Here is a 20,741-nt window from a genome sequence, read left to right on the forward strand (position 1 = left end):
CTCGTCGTTGCATTGGGTACAGGTGTTTGTTCCGCACCCCCGGCCCTTGCCGACGGTTTCATCTTCCAGGTCAGCCCCGATGGCCGACTGATCGACACCGCCGAGACTGCGAGTAACCTGCGCTCGTTCACCGGCGACGAAGACGCCCAGATTGGGCCCCTTCCAGATCGTCTCTTTCTCTTTGCCGCACCGCAGTCCCGTGGGAATGATGCTCCCCTGAGCGATATGACAGCTGCCGCAGCGATCACCCCACGCGCCGTTCGCGCCTCCCCCGAAATCCTCCATGCCATCGAGACCACCGCCTTGCGTTACGGCAGTCATGATGCTTTGCGCCAGGCGGGTCTGTCGGTCACCGATTGGGCGCTGTTCTATCGCGCCAACATCGAGGTCGAGAGCGCCTATAACCCGCGTGCGCTGAGCCCGGTTGGAGCCATTGGGCTCGGCCAGCTGATGCCCGACACCGCGCGCGATCTCGGCGTCGATCCCCATGACGTCGCCCAGAACCTCGACGGCTCGGCGCGATACCTGTTGATGATGCTCGAGCAGTTCGGCGATCCCGCGCTGGCGCTCGCGGCCTACAATGCCGGTCCCCATGCGGTCACCCGCCATGGCGGCATTCCCCCCTTTCGAGAAACCCAAGGCCATGTGGCCCGTGTGACAGCCGTGTTCCAGCGGCTGAGAGGAGACCTTTCGTGACGTCCAAACCTTCTATTGTCGCGCTCGGCGCGATGGCCCTCATCGTCCTGGCAGGACCGGCGCTTGCGCAAAGCATCGACCTCTCGCCCGTGCAGACCCTGCTGCAAGGCATCGTCGATGCGATCACCGGTCCTTTGGGCATTGTGATCGGCACGCTCGCGCTGATCGGCGTCTTCCTCTCCTGGCTCTTCGGCATCCTCGATTTCCGCCAAGCGCTCTGGGTCGTGGTTGCGATCGCGGGCATCGCCGCAGCGCCCACCATCGTCGCAGCCATCTGGACGACCTGAGCAAGACCCATGTCCGACCAGTCCCGCGTGTTCATCGGCCTTCTCAGGCCGCCCAAGCTGATGGGCTTGCCGATCATGTACGCCATGGTCTGGCTCTTCGGCTCGACGCTGCTGTTCCTCTGGGTGCAGAGCTGGGTGGTGGCCGTCTTCGCGGGGCTGGCCTGGCCGGCGCTTTGGAAAGCCGCGGACTGGGATTCGAACTTCCTCGATGTCCTGGTGATCACCTTGCAGGAAACCCCGCCTACGACGAACCGCAAACTGCACGGAGGCGACAGCTATGCCCCGTGATGGAGTAGCCGATGACGTGGCCGACGCCCTCGAGCCGCTGACGGCACTGCCGGCATGGGTCAAGGGCGAGAAGCGGCTCTCGTCGATGTTGCCTTATGTGAGCCTCGTGACCGACCGGACGATCCGGACGAGGGGCAACGAACTGATGCAATGCATCCGGCTCGAGGGGGTGAACAGCACCACGAGCGAGGACGCCCATCTCGACCGGATCGGCGGGCTCTTGGCAGGCATCGTCGCGCAGGTCGGAACCGAGTTCTCCTTCTACCTGCACAAGGTGTCGAAAGCGGTCGACGTGACCCTGCCGCCCATCCCGGGCGAGGGGTTCGCGGCTGCCGTCGATCAGCGGTGGCGCGCGCATCTGGGTCAAGCTGGCCTGCGCGACAAGACACTGACCTTGACCGTGCTGAAGCGCCCGGAGGCGGGCAGCCGACTGCCCTTCGGTCTGGGCGCGTTGCGTGCGCGTCACGCAGCGGACACAACACGCCGCTTGCGCAAGCTCGACGAGGTCGTGGGGTTTCTCCTGTCGTCCTTCGACGAGTTGAAACCCCGGCTGCTTGCCGCCAGCACCGGCGAACTTCTGGGCTTCCTTGGCTCGCTCAACACGGGCGAGGAGCATCCGCTCTTCCCCCGCTCGCGCCTCGGTGTGATCGCCGAGGATGTCGCCAATACCCGGGTCACCTTCCGCGGCACGACCATAGCGCTGTCCGATGGCGCCGTGGGCGACAAGCTCGGCGCGATCTTTGCGGTGAAGAACTACCCCGCCAAGACCGACAGCCTGATGCTCGATGAGCTGAACCTGCCCGTCGACATGGTGGTCACCCATTCTTTCGTGCCGATCAACGCCAACATCATGGCCGGCCGGATCAAGCGGCAGTTGCGCCTGATGCAGGCCGCCAATGACGGTGCCGTCAGCCTCGCGCAGGAGTTGGAACTCGCCCAGGACGATCTGGAATCGAAACGTCTGATCTTCGGCGAGCACCACATGACGGTGGCTGTCTATGCGCGATCCCAGGCCGCGCTCGACGACATCGCGGCCGAGATCCGCAACATCTCGGCCACCTCCGGCATCAACCTGATCTCGGAAGCCTTCGGGGGGCGGGCGCATTTCATGGCGCAGCATCCTGGCAACACCGGTGCGCGCAGCCGCAAGGCTGCGATCACGAACCACAACTTCGCCGATCTCGCCACCTTCCACCGCACGCCGCTCGGCAAGACTGGTCGGGAAGTGCCCTGGGGCGTGCCGATCACGCTGTTCCCGACGCCAGAGCGCAGCGGGTTTCGCTTCAACTTCCACGAACAGGGTGCACCGGACCGTGAACCCACTGGCGGGCACACCCTGATCCTCGGCCGCCCCGGCTCGGGCAAATCCGTGCTGGCGGCTTTCCTGATGACCATGGCCCGGCGCGCTGGTGCGCGGGTCTTCGTCTTCGACTATCGCGCGGGTATGGAAATGGCCGTCCGCGCGCTTGGCGGCAGTTATTCGACCGTGCGGGCAGGGCGACCCACGGGGCTCAATCCCCTGCAGACCGAGATAGATGCCCGCGGTCAGGCGTGGTTGGCCGATTGGCTGGCAAGCCTCCTCGAGCGCCGCGACCGGCCGCTGACCCCAGTGCAGACTAACCGCCTGCAGGAGGTCGTGCGCCAGAACGCCAGTGCGGGGAACGCGGGGCTGCGCAACTGGTCTGATTTCGCCTCGCTGCTGGTCTCGACCGATGACGAAGGCGATCTCTTCGAGCGTATGCAGGAATGGACGGCCGAGGGTCGCTACGGCTGGATCTTCGGGGCGAACGCAGAAGACACGTTCCAGATCGGGGGCAGCACCGACGCTGACGTCGCGGGCTTCGACCTGACCGGCATCCTCGATTCCGAGAGCGAGCGGGAACGCATGGCGGTCCTCTCCTACCTCTTCCGCCGGGTCGAGCGGGTGATCGAGGACCGCAAGCCCACGATCATCGTCATCGACGAGGCCTGGAAGGCGCTGGACAACGCGTATTTCGCGGAGCGGCTCTCGAACTGGCTGGTGACTGCCCGCAAGCAAAACGCGGTCGTCGTCATGATGACCCAGTATGCGAGCCAGCTCGAACGTACCCGGACCGGCAAGACCATCGTGGAAGCCGTCCCGACGCAGGTGCTCTTGCCCAACATCCGCGCCTCGGCTGCCGATTACGCGATGCTCGGCCTCAGCGAGAAAGAACTCGACGTGCTTCTGGGCGTTGGCTCCGCCTCGCGGCTGGCCCTCGTGCGCGATGACCGGGGTTCGGTCGTGATCGACGCCGATCTCAGCGCCCTCGGCCCCCTCGTGACCATCCTCGGTGGCATGGAGAAGGGCGAGGCCCTTGTCGGCCCTGACTACCGTGATCGCCCTGATTTCTGGAGAGTGACATGACCCGTACCATCACGCGCAGCGCCGTGCTGCTTGGCATCGGCCTGAGCCTGGCAGCCTGCGCGCAGCATAATCCCGCAGAGGCCAATTGCTTCAACTTCCGCGATGCGCCCGGACAGGCGGCTACCGCCACGACCACGATCTCGACCATGGGTGCCGCCGTCACACGGCGTGACACGGCCTGCGATTTCGTGATGCTGGGGACGGGCGGCTGAGCCAATGCGGAGCTGGCTTCCCCTCTGGATGATTGGCCTTGCGCTGGCAGGTCCCACAGCGGGGCTAGCAGTCGCCCAGGGCGTGCCGACCTTCGACCTGCGCCTCTTCGCGGAGCGGCAAGCGATCGTCGATCAGACCGATCGCGACCTGGCGATGCAGCAAGACCGACTGACCCGCGAAGAGGAACTGGCCGAGATTGAACGCCAGCAACTCGCCTCGCTCGAAGGGCTGATGGATGCGATGTCCCTCGGCTCCGGCGATGTCGCAGGCACAGTGGCCGGGCTCGAGGCGGGGCAGGGGGCTGTTAGCGACGTCGAGAGTGCTGCGGCCAGCCTCTATGCGCCCGAAGACAACAACCCGGCCGCGGCCCGGATGTTCGGCGATGCCCGGGAAGGGATTGAGGAACTGATCATCCGCGCGGCACGTGACACGCATGGGCTGCCAGGGGTGAGCCGCGCGGGACTGTCGCTGGTCCAGTGGCGCTGCCTGCTGCAAGCGCTGATCTGGCAGGAGAGCCGCTTCCAGATCGGGGCACGCTCCCCCGTGGGGGCCTTCGGGCTCACGCAGATCATGCCCGCCACCGCGAGCGACCTTGGCATCAATCCGGCCTACTACGACGACCCCTATCTGCAGGTCACCGGCGGCGCGCGATACCTCGCGATGATGCTGAACATGTTCGATGGCAACATCATTCACGCGCTTGCCGCTTACAACGCGGGCCCTGGCAACGTGCAGGACTACGGCGGCGTCCCGCCCTTCGCAGAAACCCAGCACTACGTCGTGGTGATCCCGCAGCAGTACAACAGCTACCTCGCTGCCGTCGGCGGCATCGATGCGCTCGGCACGATCGATCCGGTCCTTCTGGCGAATGCGAGCTTCAGCCTCTCGGCCCATGGGGCGGGTGTCTATGGCGACTATTCGCTGGTCTCGGTCCGCGCGGCCGCCTTGCGGGTGCAGGATATCATCACTCGCATTGGCGAGACGGAAGATCTGCACGAGGCGATCGCGCTCAACACTTATGCGCGCGCCGAGCTGGCCCGGCTGGTCGCGATCCGCACCCGGATCAAGGCCGCCCATACCCAGCCGCTGAGCGAGGAACAGCTCGCCATGGCCGCGGCCCAAGCCGCTGAGCGGCAGTTCATGGATTTCACCCAGGAGACATTGCGATGATCCGGCGTTTGTTCCGTTCCCTCACCACCACCGCCGCGACCCTCGCGCTGACCGCTGCCCTTGCGGGGCCAGTCACCGCACAGGGCGTGCCCACGGTCGATACCCAGAACATCGCCCAGGAAATCCGCCAGCTTCAGCAGATGCTGCAGGATTTCGGGATCCAGACCGATCTTCTGGACAATGCGCTGGCGCAGCTTGACCTCCTGCAGCAGCAGTTCGATCAGCTCGAGGAGATGTATGCCTCGCTGACCGGGCCACGCAGCATTCTCGGTCTCGCCATGGGCGGTGACCTCGACGGCCTCCTGCAGGCCAATTTCGAAGACATCCCCGGTCTGATCCGAGGCATCCAGGCGGGTGACTGGTCGAGCCTGATCGGCCCCAACGCGGGGCCCCTGCGCACGCAGATGGAACAGGCGCTTGCCAGTGCCGGGTTCGACGAGGACTCGCTGCGCGAGATCGCGACCAGCGGCAATCCGGGGGCAGAAGGTGTCGCCACCCGCGCCACGACCGGCGCCGTGATGTCGGCGGCGGCCCAGAACAGCCATGCTGAGGCGGCCCAGTCGCTCGAACGCGTCGAACAGCTCGTCGCGATGATCCCGGAGATGGAGGACCTGAAGGCGTCGATGGACCACAACACCCGCGTCACGGCGGAACTGGCCATCGCGATGACGCGGATGTGGGAACTTGAAGCCATCCAGACCCTCGGCGCGGGCAATGCCGGCGTGGTGGATGCTGCCACCGTCGCTGAAGAGCGCCGCTACATGGACTTCACCCTGCCGAGCCTGCGGCCATGAGCAAGGCACCGGACGTGACGGCAGGTATGAGCACGCGGGAACTCGTCGAAGAGGAACTGATCCATGGCGCGCTGCGCCGGGAGCAGCTTTGGCGGATGATCGGCCTTGGCGGGGCGGGCTTCGGGGTCTTCGGCTGCCTTGCCGCTGCAGCCGTTGCCCTGATGGTCGAGACACCGCCGCCGGTCGTCGTCCCCTATGATCCCGCGACGGGTATGGCCCTGCCCAATGCCACGGTCGAAACGGTGCGGCTTGCCGAGCGGCCCGCCATTATCGAGGCACAGATCTACCGCTACATCCTCGACCGCGAGGCCTACAACCAGCTCGACAACGATCTGCGCGTCCGCCGGGTGCTGGCGCAATCCACCGGGGCTGCCGAGGCCAGCATGCGGGCCATGTGGACCTCGGGACAGGAGAGCTATCCGCCGACCCGCTACGGCCCCGCGGCAGAGATGGCTGTCGAGATCGCCTCAATCACGCTCATCGGTGAGAACCGCGCGCAGGTGCGCCTCAGAAAGCGCCTGACCAGCCCGCAAGGGGCGCAGGACGGATCATTCACCGCAACATTGATGTTCGCTTTTCAGCCCGAACGGACCCGCTCGATCGACGATGTCTGGCAAAACCCTTTCGGCTTCACCGTCACCCAATATGCCATCCGATCGGACCGTTCCGAATGACTTCTGTTCCAGTTCTTGCCCCTGTTCACGCCCTGCTCGTCGCCGGTGCCCTCGTGCTCTCCGCACCCGCAGCCTTTGCCGAGACCACGCCGCGCCCCGGTCCCCATGACAACCGCGTCCGGATCGCCACTTGGGAACAGGGGCAGGTCTACCGCGTCGTCACCACTCTGACCCGCGTCACCACCGTCGAATTCGGCGAAGGCGAGACGATCCGCTCGATCATCGCGGGCGACACAGTCGGCTTCCAGTTCGATGGTGTGCCCGGCGGCCGCGCCTTCGCGATCAAGCCTGCGGCCTCAGGCGTCGCGACCAACATCACGGTCTACACGAACCGCCGCTCCTACTACTTCCACGTCGTCGAGGCGCGCGAGACGCCCCATTACGTGGTGCAGTTCCGTTATCCTGAGAGCGGCGTTCAACCGGCCCGGGCTGTCGCGGCCGAGGCGCCGAATGCAAACTATGCCGTAAGCTCCCAAGAGGAGTTCACACCGACGGCCGTTTGGGATGACGGCACCTTCACCTATTTCCGCTTCGCGCGGAACGCGCCGGTCCCGGCGATCTTTCGCTATGCCAATGGCGGCGAGCGGGCGGTGAACAGCACCGCGCTCGAGGACGGTGTCATCCGTGTCTCGGGGGTGAACCGCCAATGGGTTCTGCGCCTCGGCGAAGACGAGGTCTGTGTTCAGGATATGGGTGGGTCCGCGTCATGAGCCAGGACACCGAAGACCTTGCTGCGCGTCTCGCGGCGCTTGAAGCAACGGGCGACAAGAAGCGCGGCGCAGCACGTCCCTCCCCGCTTAGCGCCATCCTTGGCGTTGCCGGGATCGTGACCGCAGGTGGCCTGGCCTGGGCCGCCCTGCAGCCATCGCCAGAAGCGCCTCTGCCGACCGCCTCCCCGGAAGAGTTCCAGACCGCAGTATCGGGCTTCGGCGACCTCGCGCCCATGCCCGTGGTTGAGCCTGCACCGCCGCCCCCGGCTGAGACTGGCCCCACCGCGTCAGAACTGGCGCTGATGGAAAGTCTCGCAACGCTGCGCGCAGAACTCGAAGACCTGCGTGCGCGGCCCGTCGAGGCATCGGATAGCGGCGCAGAGCAGGCCATCGCCGATCTCACGGCGCAGATCGCGGCGCTACAGGAGGCCTCGTCTGAAACGCAACGCGCGCTCGAGCGGCAATTGACCGAACGCGGCCGCGAGCTTGACCAGCTGCGCATGGACCTTGAAGTAGCGCGGTTGACGCCGCCCGCGCCGACGGACCTCGGGCCGAACGAGGAGGAGTTGCGGCTTGCCGAACTTGAACGCCGCCGGATCGCGGAGGCCGAGGCGCGGGCCGAGCGCATCGCCTCGCCCATGATCGCGTTTTCCGGGATGGGGGCAGGGACCGACCGGGAGAACAGCCTCGAGGCCGCACGCCTGAATGAGGACGAAGCTTTCGTCCGCGCAGGCGCAAGGCCCGCCCCGGTGACGCGGGCTGAAGTAATCGTGAACCCCGGCAACACCGTCGTGCAGGGCACGATGATCCAGGCCGTGACCGAGACGGCGCTTGACAGCACGCTGCCCGGCGCGATCCGCGCCATCGTCTCCGAAGACGTTCATTCCTTCGACGGCACGCGCGTCCTGATCCCGCGCGGCGCGCGTCTCGTAGGCCGCTATCGCTCCGATGTGGCGCTCGCGCAATCGCGGGTGATGGTGGCCTGGGACCGCATCATCCTGCCCGACAACCAGACCGTGGAAATCAGCGCCTTCGGTGGGGATGAACTCGGCCGCACCGGCACCACTGGATTTGTCGATACCCGCTTCGCGCAGCGTTTTGGCTCGGCCGCGTTGATCTCTCTGATCGGGGCCTTGCCCGCAGCCGCGGCCGGACAGATCGAGGATGAGGCAGCAGCCGACATCGCAAGTGACGTCGGCACGGACCTGCGCGACAGCACCCAAAGCGTCATGCAGGATTATCTCGCGATCCGGCCCGTGATCCATGTCGACCAAGGCACCCGGATCACGGTCATGGTCGACCGCGATCTGGAGATTTTCTGACATGGCGGCGAGCTATCTCGAAGCCTCGCTCGACCGGCTGGGCGCGCCCGTGCAGCGGGACGACACGATCGAGATCTGCATCAACCCCGATGGTCGGGTCTGGGGCGAGTTTCAGGGCGATCATTTCATGCGCGGCCTCGGCACGCCGCTGACCCAGACCGAGATCAAGGACCTCGGCAACCAGATCGCCTCGGCTGCGTCGACGACGCTCAGCCAGAAGAAGCCCATCGTCTCGGTCTCGATCCTCTATCGCGACCGGCCGATCCGGGCGCAGGTCATCCAGCCGCCTGCTGTGGAAGGGGGCTTTTCGATTTCGCTGCGGTTCTTTTCCTCGCTGCCACTGAAGGCCATCAAGCTTGGCTTCCTCTATGACAAGGAGCGCAGCCTCGAAGGCCTGCGTCGCGAACGGAACGCCGCGCTCCGCGATGTGGTGGCCTCCGGCGACATCGATGCCGCCCTGCGCTTCTGCGTCGAGAACAAGCTCAACATGATCGTTTCAGGCGGCACCTCGACCGGCAAGACAGTCGCGGCGCGCAAGATCCTCTCCCTGATCCCGCCCGAAGAGCGGATCATCACGATCGAAGAGGCTGCAGAATTGCGGCCCGAGCAGCCGAATGCCGTGACGCTGATTGCTGATCGCGACACGGAGGCCCGCAGCGCCGATGTGCTTCTGGCCTCGACCCTGCGGATGCGGCCGGACCGGATCGTGCTGGGCGAAGTTCGCGGCCGCGAGGCCATGACCTTCCTCGAGGCGATCAACACCGGCCACGGCGGCTCGCTCACAACGCTGCATGCCGAAACCCCGCAACTGGCCGTCCGCCGTCTCGCCATAGCCGCGCTCAAGACCGATGTGCCGATGACCTATGCCGACATGGTCGACTACATCGAGGGCTCCATCGACGTGATCATCCAGGCCGGCCGCCATGACGGCGCCCGCGGCATCACCGAGTTCTTCCTGCCGGTGCAGGCGAGACATCCAGACCAGAACAAGGCCGGAACCAGGGGCACAAAGCGCCCCGCAGTCGCCGCCGAATGAAGAACCGAAAGGAAATTCCCATGCGCAAGATCACCCTCGCCGCAGCTGTCACCCTGCTCGCCGCGCCCCTCGCGGCCCAGACCGCACCGCAGGTCACGAACGATCTCACCGTGACCATGTCGCCTCAGCAGTACCGGATCTGCAACGACCGGCCCGCACGACCGACCTGGATGGATGAAGTCCACCCGCGCGAGGCCTACAAGGCACTGACGTTGATGGATCTGTACGAACTGCGCGCATGGGAACAGATCGTCGAGACGGGCAACTGCGGCTGCGAAGTCCGCTTCCCGGCATGGGAAGATGCCTCTGAAGAATTCAACGAAAGGTATCGCCTGGCATCAGCCTCGGAACATACGGCAGCGCAGCGGGAGATCCGGCAGCAGCGCAACGATCTGCGCCAAGCGGTACAAGACATCTGCGAAGCTCAGGGCAACTGGTAATGAGCGTCGTCAGTTGGATGGTCGAAACCGCCGACGGTTTCCTTGTCGATGCTGCCGAGTCCCAGTTCGGGGCTGTGGCCAGCAATACCGGCACGATCGTCCTTCTGATGGTCACGCTTTCCCTGATCGGCGTCTGTATCAACATGGCCTTCCAGTTCCGCAGCATGGATGGGGCCAGCTTCTTCTGGTACCTGATCAAGCTGACGCTGATAGGTCTCTTCGCGTTTAACTGGGCCAATTTCAACGCGGTGTCCAACGCCGTGATCGGAGGCCTCGACTATGTCGCCGGCGCGCTGGTTTCGTCGGTCGGCGGAGGTGGCGCAGGCGCAACCCATTTCGCGGGAGAATTCGACAACCTGATCGAGCGCTTCGCGACATATTTGAACGCGATCGGCAGCAATCTGAACTGGATGACGGGCGCGATCCTCGGCGGCATCGGCCTGGTGCTCCTCAGCCTCCTTGGCTTCATGACCGGGATCGTCCTCATCTTCGCCAAGATGATGCTGACCCTGATGCTCGGCCTTGCGCCGATCATGATCGCGCTGTCGCTCTTCGATGCGACCAAGGATTTCTTCCACAGATGGGTCTCGACGACGATCAGCTACGCCTTCTACCCTATCGTCATCGCCGCCATGTTCTCGACCGTCGTCGGAATGGCGAATTCGCTCTTGGCCCAGCTCGGCGACCCTAACTCAGCCACAAACATCGGCTCGCTGGTCCCGTTCTTCGTGATGGTGTTCCTGGCCAAGGGTTTCGTCGCGGCAACACCCCTGATCGTGCGGGGGATTTCGGGGAACCTGATGGTGGCTGCAGCACCTGCGATCGTCAGTGGGTCTGCTGGGGTATTACGGGGGCTGATGAACACCTCTGGTGTGCAGGGCAGGGCGAGGATCGGTGCGCTCACTACGGGGGAGGCGATCGGGCGGGGGGCAGTGCAAGCGCCTGTTGCCATGCGAAGCGCAGCGGCGACCGCGAGCGCGCAGGTGGTCAGGGTGGCTGAGAGAGCGAAGCGGTTGGGGCGGTGAAGTCCAACGCGGCGTCGCAGCGATGTGTTCTTATCGACATGGACGGAAAGCTGCCTGTTGGTGTGCGGCGTGGCATTCGCCGCGACAGCGGAGAAGCGGTGAGGCACAACTCGCCCTGCAAGCGTTAAGACATTGCTAGAGACCACACTTGCGACGATGAAACGAATGACGCCGCAGGGCTACCGGGAATTGAACGCAGGAGCTATGCTTTGGCGGCAGAGGTTTCCTCCTGTGCGATGACATTCTCGATCCGGCGCTCAAGGTTGCCAATCTGGGTCTCCAACCTGGTCTTGAGATTCTCATCCATGCTTTCGACATCGGCAGGAACGCTCTGCTTCCATCTCGGACTTGTAATTTCTGTAAAGTGATTGATATGTGAGCGATGTCGAATGCACTTCACATCGCACGTGGCCGCTTCGGGAGGGTGGCGCTGCTGGATATGGATCGGCCTCTGGTGCGGCACGCGCACCCGCATTGCCATGTCCTGTTGAAGGTCGAGGGCGCCGACACGCAGTTTTCGGTGCGCGACAAGCTCGTACCGCTCACGAACGAAAGCGCGGTTCTCATCAACGCCTGGGAACCTCATGCCTATGCGCACGACCCGACGCGGCCGAAGACAGTAATCCTTGCGCTCTACATTGAACCGCAGTGGCTTGGTCATTTCCGGCCGAACTGGGCGGCGAGCCACGCGCCCGACTTCTTCTCTTCCAACGTCGGCTCGATCACCCTCGATATCCGCTTGCGCACACGCACGCTTGCGGAGGCCATGGTGCAGGAGCCGAACCGTGCCGCCATGCACGAGGTGCTTCTCGGCGAGCTGATGGTCGCTGTCATCGAACGCTTCGCCGACTGGCGGGCAGTGCCGAATTCGATCCGTGACCTCGCCGCCCACCATCGGGTTGATTTCCGCATCCGCAAGGCCGTCGAGCGCATGAAGGCGGCACCGGGCAAGATCGCCGATCTCGATCGTCTCGCGGCCGACGTGGGCCTGTCGCGGGCGCATTTCTTCCGGCTGTTCGAAACCTCGATTGGGGTGACACCGAGGGTCTTCCTCAACGTGCAGCGGCTGGAACAGGCGGTTGCGGCCGTCGCCGACGGAACGCAAAGCTTCGCGGCGATCGGCGATCAACTCGGGTTTTCCGTGCCGGCGCACTTCTCGCGCTTCTTTCACGATCATGCCGGCTCCTCGCCCAGCATCTTCCGCAGTGTAAGCCGCCTCTCGACCGAGGATTTTGAGACTCCTCGGTAAGGTCTGATACACGGCGGTATAGCCCGATCACGCCCCCTTCTTCACTCTTCCCGCTACGGCACCCCTTCACAAACGGGTGCGGGAGGGGCGAATGATGAAATTGGAAACAGCGGAGGGCCTCATTGGCCGGCCCGTCCAACGGGTCGAGGACTTCGGACTTCTGACCGGCCGCGGCCGCTACATCGACGACCTGCCAGTTCGGCGCGACACCGCGCATCTGGCGGTCCTGCGCTCGCCGCATGGCCATGCCGAAGTCCGTGCGATCAATACGACTGCCGCGCGTGCACTGCCCGGCGTCTTCGCCGTGCTGACCGGCGAGGATGTGGTGCGGCTTACCCGCAGCATGACCGTCGGGGTCAAGGCCAATGTCGAATGCTGGCCGATTGCCCGGGACCGGGTACGCTATGTGGGTGAACCCGTCGCCCTCGTCGTCGCCGAGAACCGCTATGTCGCCGAGGATGCGCTCGACCTGATCAAGGTGGAGTACGAGACGCTGGTCGCCATTGTCGATCCCGACAAGGCACTCGCCGCAGATGCGCCGGTCTTGCATCCCTCGCTCGGCACCAACCTCATCAACGAGCGCACTTTTCGCTACGGGAACCCGGAAGCGGCACTCGCGACTGCCGCCCACCGAATTTCCATCCGCATCGCCTATCCGCGCAATTCCTGCACGCCGATCGAAACCTACGGCGTCATAGCGGAATACGATCCCGGTGAGGACGCCTATGACGTCACGGCGAATTTCCAGGGACCGTTCTCGATCCATGCCGTGATTTCTCGCGCGCTGAATGTGCCCGGCAACCGCATGCGACTGCGCACGCCACCCGATTCCGGCGGCTCCTTCGGCATCAAGCAGGGCGTGTTTCCCTATGTCATCCTCACCGCCGTCGCCGCCCGCGTCGCCGGCCGGCCGGTCAAGTGGATCGAGGACCGTCTCGAACACCTGACGGCTTCTGTCTCGGCAACCAACCGCGTCACGACGCTGGAGGCGGCCGTTGCCGACGACGGCCACATCACCGCGCTTAGCTGGGATCAACTAGAAGATTGCGGGGCCCACTTGCGTGCACCGGAACCGGCGACACTCTACCGCATGCACGGCAACATGACCGGCGCCTATGCGATCGACAACGTCGCCATCCGCAACCGCGTTGTGCTCACCAATAAGACGCCGACCGGACTGAACCGTGGCTTTGGCGGACCGCAGGTCTATTTCGCGCTCGAGCGGCTCATCCACAAGATCGCCGATGACCTTGGCCTCGACAGGCTTGCGGTCATCCGCCGCAACCTCGTGCCGGCCGACGCATTTCCCTATCGCACAGCGACCGGCGGGCTGCTGGATTCGGGCGATTATCAGACAGCAATCGATCGCGCCTGTGCGGAAGGCGGCCTAGAGGCGCTGAAGCTGCGTAGGGATAATGCGCGTGCCGAAGGACGTCTCTACGGCATCGGCTATGCGACGGTTGTCGAGCCGAGCGTCTCCAACATGGGCTACATCACGACGGTTCTGTCGCCGGACGAGCGGGCGAAGGCAGGGCCAAAGAACGGCGCCCAGTCCGTCGCGACGGTGGCCATCGATCCACTGGGTTCTGTCACCGTCAAGGTCGCCTCGGTGCCACAGGGCCAGGGCCACCGCACCGTTCTGGCGCAGGTGGTCGCAGAGCGGCTCGGACTGCCCCTGGAGGCCGTGCGTGTCAACACGGAACTCGACACGGCGCGCGACGCCTGGTCGATCGCGTCGGGCAATTATGCAAGCCGGTTTGCCGCGGCCGTCGCCGGCGCCGCGGCCCTCGCCGCCGACCGTATCAGGGAGCGTCTTGCAGCGATCGCCGCCGCGCAACTCAATGTCACGGCGGAGAGCGTGGACTTCAGGGCCGGAAAACTCTTTGATCGCAACAATCCGGAAAATGCCATTTCCTTCGGACGTGTGGCGGCGGCAAGCCACTGGGCGCCCGGCACCCTGCCGGATGAAACAGGCCAGACCATCCGCGAGACTGTCTTCTGGACGCCGGAGCAACTTGAGGCGCCGACGGCAACGGACGGTATCAACTCATCGCTTTGCCATGGCTTCATCTTCGACATCTGCGGTGTGGAGATCGACCGGGCGACCGGCCAAGTGCGTATCGACCGCTACGTGACGATGCACGACTGCGGCCGCATCCTGCATCCCGGCATGGTCGATGGCCAGGTGCGCGGCGGCTTCGCACAGGCCGTCGGTGCCGCACTCTACGAAGAATATGCCTATGGTAGCGACGGCAGTTTCCTGGCCGGCACGCTCGCCGACTACCTGATCCCGACCGTAATGGAGACGCCTGAGCCGCTGATCCTCCATCACGAAACGCCCTCACCTTTCACGCCGCTTGGTGCCAAGGGCGTCGGCGAAGGCAATAGCATGTCGACGCCGGTCTGCATTGCCAACGCCGTTGCCGATGCGCTCGGTGTCGAGGACGTCCGGCTGCCACTATCGCCGAGCCGGGTCAGCGAATGGCTCTACGCCGAGGAGCAACGGCCGTCCAAGCCGCAGGAAGTGGTCCCGGTTGCCGCCGGCACCTCTGGCGAACGGTTGCTGACGGGCTCAGGCTCGGCCGATGTGGTCGCCACCCGCGAATCCGTCTGGGCGATGCTGCTCGACCCGAACACGCTGAAGGCCATCATTCCCGGAGCACACGAGGTCCGAAAGATCTCTGACACGCAATTCCGCGCCGAGGTCACGCTTGGTATCGGTCCGGTCAAGGGACGATACCGCGCCGACATCCGCCTGTCCGACATGGTCGCGCCGGAAGCGGTCACGCTTTCCGGCGGCACCGAGGGCGCGCTTGGTTCCGGTCACGGCACAGGCCGCGTGACGCTGACCGAAACCTCGACCGGCACCCGCATCGACTATCGCTACGAGGCGGCCATCGGCGGAAAGGTCGCCTCGGTCGGCGGCCGCCTCCTCGACGGCGCGGCGCGCGTGGTGATCGGACAATTCTTCCAGGCGCTCGCCCGTCATGCCGGCGGCGGCGCGCCTCCCGGCGCCGCCGCCGGCCTCATCCAGCGGCTTTCAAACCTTTTCAGGAGACGCAGATGAAGCCCGCATCCTTCGATTTCATCTGTCCGGACACGCTGGACGAAGCGCTCTCGGCACTCTCCGAAGCGGGCGGTGACGGACGCATCATCGCCGGCGGCCAGTCGCTTGTGCCCATGCTCAACATGCGCCTTGCCCGCCCCAGCGTGCTCATTGACATCATGCGGCTTGAAGCACTGCGCCGGATCGAGATGTCCGGCGACGAGATCACCGTCGGCGCGGGCGTTCGCCAGGCGGAACTGGAAGCCTGGCCGAACCTCTTGCGCGACCTGCCTCTGCTGACCGCCGCTTTCCCCTGGATCGGTCATGTACAGACGCGGGCGCGGGGCACGGTCTGTGGCTCGGTCGCCCATGCAGACCCAAGCGCCGAATTGCCGCTTTCTCTGGTGATACTCGGCGGCGCCGTCAGCCTGCGCAGCCGCAAGCAGAAGCGCAAGGTCACGGCGGACGACTTCTTCATCGGCATGATGGCGACGGATCTCGCTGAGGGCGAGATGATCGAAGCCGTGCACTTTCCGAAGGCTGTACCTGGCAGCGGCTATGCCTTTCGCGAGATCGGTCGCCGGCATGGCGATTTCGCCATCGTCGCCTGCGCTGCCGTCGCCGACGACAACGGATTGCGGCTCGGCATTGCCGGGGTCGATGACCGGCCTCGTGTCTTCCCGTTGCCGGCCCTTGACGACGACCAGTTCGACGATGCCCTCAACGACATCGCCTGGTCTCTGAATGCTCGAGAAGACCTTCACGCAAGCGCCCGCTACCGGCGCGAACTAGTCCGCAATCTTGGCCGCGAGACCCTCAAGGAGGCTAGCCGATGCCGCGCATGAACGCTGCCCGGAGGCATGTGATCGATTTCACGCTGAACGGCCAGAAGGTCCGCGCAGAGGCTGAAAACCGGATGCTGCTCTCGGATCTGCTGCGCCACGAGATCGGGCTGACCGGCACCCATGTCGGCTGCGAGCACGGCGTATGTGGGGCATGCACCGTGCAGATCGATGGAAAGCCGGCCCGCGCTTGCCTGACGCTCGCCCAGCAAGTGCGCGGCAGTGATGTGCGGACAGTCGAAGCGCTGACTCCCGACCCAGCCGAGCTCTCTCCGCTTCAGGCTGCCTTTCGCCGCCATCATGGCTTGCAGTGCGGCTTCTGCACGCCCGGCATCCTGATGTCGCTCGACGTCCTTTTGCGAGAGCAGCCGAACGCGGGCCGGGAAGAGATTCGCGACTACCTCTCCGGCCATCTCTGCCGGTGCACGGGCTACGCGACCATCGTCGAGGCGGCAATAGCTGCCGCGGAGGAACAACGGAAGGAGGAGATACCGAATGCTTGATCTTGGGACTAGCTTCCTCGCGAGCGTCGAGCGCGACCCGGACGCGCTCGCGATTGTCGACGGGGAGATGCGACTTAGCTATCGTCAATGGTATCACAAGGTTTCGGCGCTTGCCGCAGCTCTGGGCGAAACCGGTCTGAAGCGCGGCGACCATGTGCTGAGCGCCATGCAGAACCGCTGGGAGAACGCGTCATTGCATTGGGCCTGCCAGTTTCTGGGCCTGATCATCACGCCCCTCAACTGGCGGGCAAAGGCCGACGAAATCGACTTCGGCATCGAGGATGCCGGCGCGAAGGCTGTTTTCTACGAAGCGTCGACAGAAGAGGCCGTGCGCCTGTCGCGCCTCGCGCAGCACGTGCCGCGGTTTTCGTCCGAGGCGCTCGCGGGCATCATGGACGGCAGAGCACCCGATGCGGTGCCTGTCGCAGAGGCCGCGGACTGGTCGTTGATGCTTTATACGTCTGGAACGACGTCGAAGCCGAAGGGTGTGCCGCGCCGTCACCAAGCGGAACGCGCCGGCGCAGTCGCCCATGTCGCCCAGAACCTCTACCGGCATGGCGAGCGCACATTGGGCGTCATGCCGCTCTATCACACGATGGGTGTACGCTCCCTGATCGCATCCTCGCTCATCGGCGGCACCTTTGTGTGCCTGCCGCGCTTCGACGCGGCAAAGGCGCTCGATCTGATCGAACAGGAAAAGATCACCAATCTTTATCTGGTTCCGACGCTTTACCACGACCTCGTGCATCACGAGGCTTTTTCGACCGAGCGCGTCGCCTCCGTCACCAAGCTCGGCTATGCCGGCGCCTCGATGACCGACGGATTGCTGAAACGGCTGGACAAGACATTTCGTCCAGAGCTCTTCGTCAACCACTATGGTTCGTCTGAAATCTACACCTTCACAATCGAGCAGAAGGCGGGCGAGAAACCCGGCTCCGCCGGCCGCGCCGGGATCAACCAGACGATCCGGGTGGTGAAGCTGGGCAGCCGCAACCCGGACGAGCGGGCGGCCGTCGGCGAGGAAGGCGAGATCATCGCGCTGAAGAAGAGCGACGAGGCCTTCGACGGTTACTGGAAACGGCCTGATGCGGATGCCAAGGCACTTCACGGCGGCTGGTACTTCACCGGCGACACCGGCTTCTTCGACAGGGACGGTGATCTCTTCGTCACCGGCCGCGCCGACGACATGATCATCACCGGTGGCGAGAACGTTTCGCCGGTGGAGGTGGAAAGCTGCCTGTCGCTGCACGACGGCGTCGCCGAGGTCGCGGTCGTCGGACTGCCTGACGAGCGCTGGGGCAAGATCGTTGTCGCCTTCATCAAACGGCGCGGCGATGTCACGGCCGAGGATCTCGACCGCCATTGCCGCGATTCCGGTCTCGCCAATTTCCGTCGCCCACGCCGCTTCGTCTTCGTCGAAGCGATCCCGAAATCCCCTGTCGGGAAGCTGCTGCGCCGCCTGCTGGTGGCCGGCGAATACTCCGAAGAACGCATTTCCGAAAATCAGTGAGTGGCACTCCGCCGCCAGACCAACGAAAGGACATTCCATGGCCGAACACGCCACATTCCAGGACCCGCGCCTGGCCAAACTCGACGGCTTCACCGTCACGATGGATGCGGCCCGACAGCGCGCCGACATCACCCTCGACTATCCGCCTTACAACGTGGTCTCCATGCTGGCCCGCGACCAGTTGCGCCTCGTCTTCGAGGCGCTCGACGAGGACGAGCGCGTCCGCATCATCGTCGTTGCGGGCAAGGGCGAGCACTTCTCGTCCGGCGGCAACATCAAGGGCTTCCTGGAGGCGAGCCCGGAGCATGTCTCGCACCTCGCCTGGAACATCGCGGCACCGGCCCGCTGCTCCAAGCCGGTCATCGCCGCCAACCGCGGTTATTGCTTCGGCGTCGGCTTCGAACTGTCGCTTGCCTGCGACTTCCGCATCGCGACCGACACCACGCGCTACGCGCTGCCCGAGCAGAAGCTCGGCCAGATCCCAGGCTCCGGCGGCTCGGCCCGCCTGCAGAAGATGGTTGGCGTCACCCGCACCAAGAACATCGTGATGCGCTCGAAGCGGATCACCGGTCAGGAAGCTTACGACTGGGGCATCGCGTCGGAGGTCGTTGCGGATGCCGATCTGGAAAAAGCCGTCGACGCACTTGTCGAAGAACTGATCGGCTTCTCTCCGCTGGCCCAGCGCACGGCGAAGAAACTCCTGAACGACACGGACGACGCGATGCTGTCGACGGCCATCGAGCTTGAGGGCCATTGCTACAGCCGGCTTCGCACATCGGAGGATTTCCGCGAAGGCGTGCTCGCCTTCCACGAAAAACGCGCGGCAGCCTTCGTCGGGCGCTGAACCAACGGCCGGACGGGAGCCCGGCTTTATTTCCACGAGGAGGGAGCGGCTTCGGGTCCGCTTCGGGAGGAATGAACATGGAAACCATCGACCAGACAACGCAAGAAAGACGCCTTGTCGAACGGGGACCCGGCCTTGCGTCGGGTCTGCGCGACCTGCCGAAACATCTCGGCATCAAGACGATGAGCGCGGGGCTCGTCGCCGCCATCTTCGGCTGCTCCGGTCCGGCCCTGATCGTCATCGGGGCTGCCGAGGCGGGCCGTCTCAGCAATGGGCAGACCGTCGCCTGGCTCTTTGCGATCTACGTGCTCGGTGGGCTCATCAGTCTGCTGCTCGCGCTCTATTACAAGCAACCCATCAACGGCGCCTACTCGATCCCGGGCGCGGCCCTGGTCGCCGGCTCGCTTGCGACCATTCCGTTCAACGAGGCCGTCGGCGGCTTCATCGTAGCGGGCCTGCTGGTTCTGCTGCTCGGCGTCACCGGACTTATCGGCAAGGTTATGCGCTGGCTGCCGATGCCAATCGTCATGGCGATGATTGCCGGTGCGCTGATCCGGTTCGCCGTCGGCACAGTGACGGCGCTCGGCTCGGCGCCACTGATTGCCGGCGCGGCAATCCTGGCCTTCTTTGTCTCGATGCGGCTGACCAAATCCATTCCGCCGGTTCTGGCGGCCCTTGTCGCAGGCCTGATCGTCGCGCTTGCGACGGGTGCGGTCGGCGGCGGCGCGGCCAACATTTCCTTCGCCGCGCCTGAATTTACGATGCCGGTGTTTTCCGTCGATGCCTTCTTCGCAATTGCCATCCCACTCGCTCTTCTGGTGATCGGCGCCGAGAACGCGCAGGCGACCGGCGTGCTCATGGCCGAGGACTACAGGCCACCGGTCAACGCGATGACGATCATTTCCGGCATCGGCGGTGTCGCAGCCGGTTTCCTCGGCGGCCACAATGCCAATATTGCGGGCCCGATGACGGCGATATGCTCGTCCGAGCAGGCGGGCGAGAACAAGGAGGGGCGTTATGCCGCGACCGTCGTCAACGGGGTGCTCTTCGCCGCCTTCGGCCTCCTCGCCGGCGCTGCAGTTCCGATCGTGCTCAGCCTGCCGTCCGCTCTCATCGGCACCGTCGCCGGCCTCGCCATGATCGGCGTGCTGCTGTCGGCCTTCCAGAACGCTTTCGGCAAGTCGCTCGGCAACCAGACAGGCGCCTTCGTGGCGCTCGCCGTCGCCATGTCGAACGTCTCGTTTATAGGCATCAGCGCACCCTTCTGGGCCCTGGTGGCGGGCGTGATTGTCTCCGCTTTGGTCGAGGCCGGAAATCTCGGGGAAAAACAGGCTGCTTGATTGCGGGTAATCGCCATCGACGTCTGATTGAATGCGCCCCCATTGATGTTCGATATGGGGGCGCGAAGCTGTCGTTCATTGAGAAAAAAATCGAACGGTCGCTCTGGGCCGACCGGCGCGGGGCGCGCCGGCCGGGAAGGTTCGTCAAAGATCGATCCCCTCTGAGAGCGTCAAGGCATCCTCGATGTCGACGCCGAGGTAGCGCACAGTGCTGTCCATCTTCATGTGGCCGAGAAGACGTTGAACAACCCGGAGGTTGCCGGTCTTCTTGTAGACCTGCGCCACTTTGGTCCGCCGCATTGAATGCGTGCCGTAGGCGCTCGGCTCCAGGCCGACCGACATGATCCATCCCCGGACCATCCGGGC

General features: G+C 64.7%; 21 protein-coding genes. 20 read left to right on the forward strand and 1 reads right to left on the reverse strand.

The genetic code is table 11. From position 1 onward, the window contains the following. Window positions 1–117 precede the first annotated feature (117 nt). From CUR21_RS05925 to CUR21_RS06020, 20 genes are all read left to right on the forward strand, one after another. Window positions 118–696: a lytic transglycosylase domain-containing protein gene (locus CUR21_RS05925; RefSeq protein ID WP_369802508.1), complete on the forward strand. Its 579-nt coding sequence runs from the start codon at window positions 118–120 to the stop codon at window positions 694–696. Continuing rightward, window positions 693–983: a TrbC/VirB2 family protein gene (locus tag CUR21_RS05930; RefSeq protein WP_100196091.1), complete on the forward strand. Its 291-nt coding sequence runs from the start codon at window positions 693–695 to the stop codon at window positions 981–983. Before CUR21_RS05925 ends, CUR21_RS05930 begins: the two co-directional genes overlap by 4 nt. A 9-nt stretch (window positions 984–992) precedes the next feature. Beyond that, entirely contained in the window at window positions 993–1,271 is a 279-nt protein-coding gene (locus CUR21_RS05935) for a type IV secretion system protein VirB3 (RefSeq protein ID WP_100196092.1), read from the forward strand. Further along, the gene (locus CUR21_RS05940) at window positions 1,261–3,657 is read left to right on the forward strand and encodes a type IV secretion system DNA-binding domain-containing protein (RefSeq protein ID WP_100196093.1); all 2,397 of its coding nucleotides are present in this window, start codon (window positions 1,261–1,263) and stop codon (window positions 3,655–3,657) included. The genes CUR21_RS05935 and CUR21_RS05940 overlap by 11 nt, the downstream gene beginning before the upstream one ends. Beyond that, window positions 3,654–3,869 (forward strand): hypothetical protein, encoded by a 216-nt coding sequence (locus CUR21_RS05945; RefSeq protein ID WP_100196094.1) that lies wholly within the window; start codon window positions 3,654–3,656, stop codon window positions 3,867–3,869. Before CUR21_RS05940 ends, CUR21_RS05945 begins: the two co-directional genes overlap by 4 nt. A 4-nt stretch (window positions 3,870–3,873) precedes the next feature. Continuing rightward, the gene (locus CUR21_RS05950; RefSeq protein WP_100196095.1) at window positions 3,874–5,040 is read left to right on the forward strand and encodes a lytic transglycosylase domain-containing protein; all 1,167 of its coding nucleotides are present in this window, start codon (window positions 3,874–3,876) and stop codon (window positions 5,038–5,040) included. Then, complete coding sequence (locus tag CUR21_RS05955) at window positions 5,037–5,834, forward strand: type IV secretion system protein (RefSeq protein WP_100196096.1); 798 nt, start codon at window positions 5,037–5,039, stop codon at window positions 5,832–5,834. The genes CUR21_RS05950 and CUR21_RS05955 overlap by 4 nt, the downstream gene beginning before the upstream one ends. Window positions 5,835–5,860: 26 nt before the next feature. Beyond that, window positions 5,861–6,508 (forward strand): virB8 family protein, encoded by a 648-nt coding sequence (locus tag CUR21_RS05960; RefSeq protein ID WP_100196097.1) that lies wholly within the window; start codon window positions 5,861–5,863, stop codon window positions 6,506–6,508. Beyond that, window positions 6,505–7,218, forward strand: a complete 714-nt coding sequence (locus CUR21_RS05965) for a TrbG/VirB9 family P-type conjugative transfer protein (protein ID WP_157791950.1) — start codon at window positions 6,505–6,507, stop codon at window positions 7,216–7,218. The genes CUR21_RS05960 and CUR21_RS05965 overlap by 4 nt, the downstream gene beginning before the upstream one ends. Beyond that, window positions 7,215–8,540, forward strand: a complete 1,326-nt coding sequence (locus CUR21_RS05970; RefSeq protein ID WP_100196098.1) for a TrbI/VirB10 family protein — start codon at window positions 7,215–7,217, stop codon at window positions 8,538–8,540. The genes CUR21_RS05965 and CUR21_RS05970 overlap by 4 nt, the downstream gene beginning before the upstream one ends. 1 nt (window position 8,541) lies before the next feature. Beyond that, a complete protein-coding gene (locus tag CUR21_RS05975; protein ID WP_100196099.1) occupies window positions 8,542–9,576 on the forward strand; it encodes an ATPase, T2SS/T4P/T4SS family in 1,035 nt (344 codons plus the stop codon). A gap of 20 nt (window positions 9,577–9,596) precedes the next feature. Further along, window positions 9,597–10,016 (forward strand): hypothetical protein, encoded by a 420-nt coding sequence (locus tag CUR21_RS05980; RefSeq protein WP_100196100.1) that lies wholly within the window; start codon window positions 9,597–9,599, stop codon window positions 10,014–10,016. Continuing rightward, the gene (locus CUR21_RS05985; protein ID WP_100196101.1) at window positions 10,016–11,041 is read left to right on the forward strand and encodes a type IV secretion system protein; all 1,026 of its coding nucleotides are present in this window, start codon (window positions 10,016–10,018) and stop codon (window positions 11,039–11,041) included. Before CUR21_RS05980 ends, CUR21_RS05985 begins: the two co-directional genes overlap by 1 nt. A 382-nt stretch (window positions 11,042–11,423) precedes the next feature. Further along, complete coding sequence (locus CUR21_RS05990; RefSeq protein WP_100196102.1) at window positions 11,424–12,290, forward strand: helix-turn-helix transcriptional regulator; 867 nt, start codon at window positions 11,424–11,426, stop codon at window positions 12,288–12,290. A 91-nt stretch (window positions 12,291–12,381) separates the two neighbouring features. Further along, window positions 12,382–15,357 carry a molybdopterin cofactor-binding domain-containing protein gene (locus tag CUR21_RS05995; protein WP_100196103.1) on the forward strand — a complete coding sequence of 992 codons (2,976 nt, stop codon included), beginning with the start codon at window positions 12,382–12,384 and terminating at the stop codon, window positions 15,355–15,357. Then, complete coding sequence (locus tag CUR21_RS06000; RefSeq protein ID WP_100196104.1) at window positions 15,354–16,181, forward strand: xanthine dehydrogenase family protein subunit M; 828 nt, start codon at window positions 15,354–15,356, stop codon at window positions 16,179–16,181. The genes CUR21_RS05995 and CUR21_RS06000 overlap by 4 nt, the downstream gene beginning before the upstream one ends. Further along, complete coding sequence (locus tag CUR21_RS06005) at window positions 16,169–16,681, forward strand: (2Fe-2S)-binding protein (protein ID WP_100196105.1); 513 nt, start codon at window positions 16,169–16,171, stop codon at window positions 16,679–16,681. The genes CUR21_RS06000 and CUR21_RS06005 overlap by 13 nt, the downstream gene beginning before the upstream one ends. Continuing rightward, window positions 16,674–18,191: an AMP-binding protein gene (locus CUR21_RS06010; protein ID WP_100196106.1), complete on the forward strand. Its 1,518-nt coding sequence runs from the start codon at window positions 16,674–16,676 to the stop codon at window positions 18,189–18,191. The genes CUR21_RS06005 and CUR21_RS06010 overlap by 8 nt, the downstream gene beginning before the upstream one ends. Before the next feature lie 37 nt (window positions 18,192–18,228). After that, window positions 18,229–19,035, forward strand: a complete 807-nt coding sequence (locus CUR21_RS06015; RefSeq protein WP_100196107.1) for an enoyl-CoA hydratase/isomerase family protein — start codon at window positions 18,229–18,231, stop codon at window positions 19,033–19,035. A 77-nt stretch (window positions 19,036–19,112) separates the two neighbouring features. Further along, complete coding sequence (locus CUR21_RS06020) at window positions 19,113–20,375, forward strand: benzoate/H(+) symporter BenE family transporter (RefSeq protein ID WP_100196124.1); 1,263 nt, start codon at window positions 19,113–19,115, stop codon at window positions 20,373–20,375. 144 nt (window positions 20,376–20,519) lie between these two features. Here CUR21_RS06020 and CUR21_RS06025 read toward each other — a convergent pair. Then, window positions 20,520–20,741 (reverse strand): tyrosine-type recombinase/integrase (locus CUR21_RS06025; protein WP_232622710.1); only part of this gene is annotated, 222 nt, incomplete at its 5' end.

It is taken from the genome of Pseudorhodobacter sp. MZDSW-24AT (assembly GCF_002794355.1).
In the GTDB taxonomy this organism is placed as follows: domain Bacteria; phylum Pseudomonadota; class Alphaproteobacteria; order Rhodobacterales; family Rhodobacteraceae; genus Pseudotabrizicola.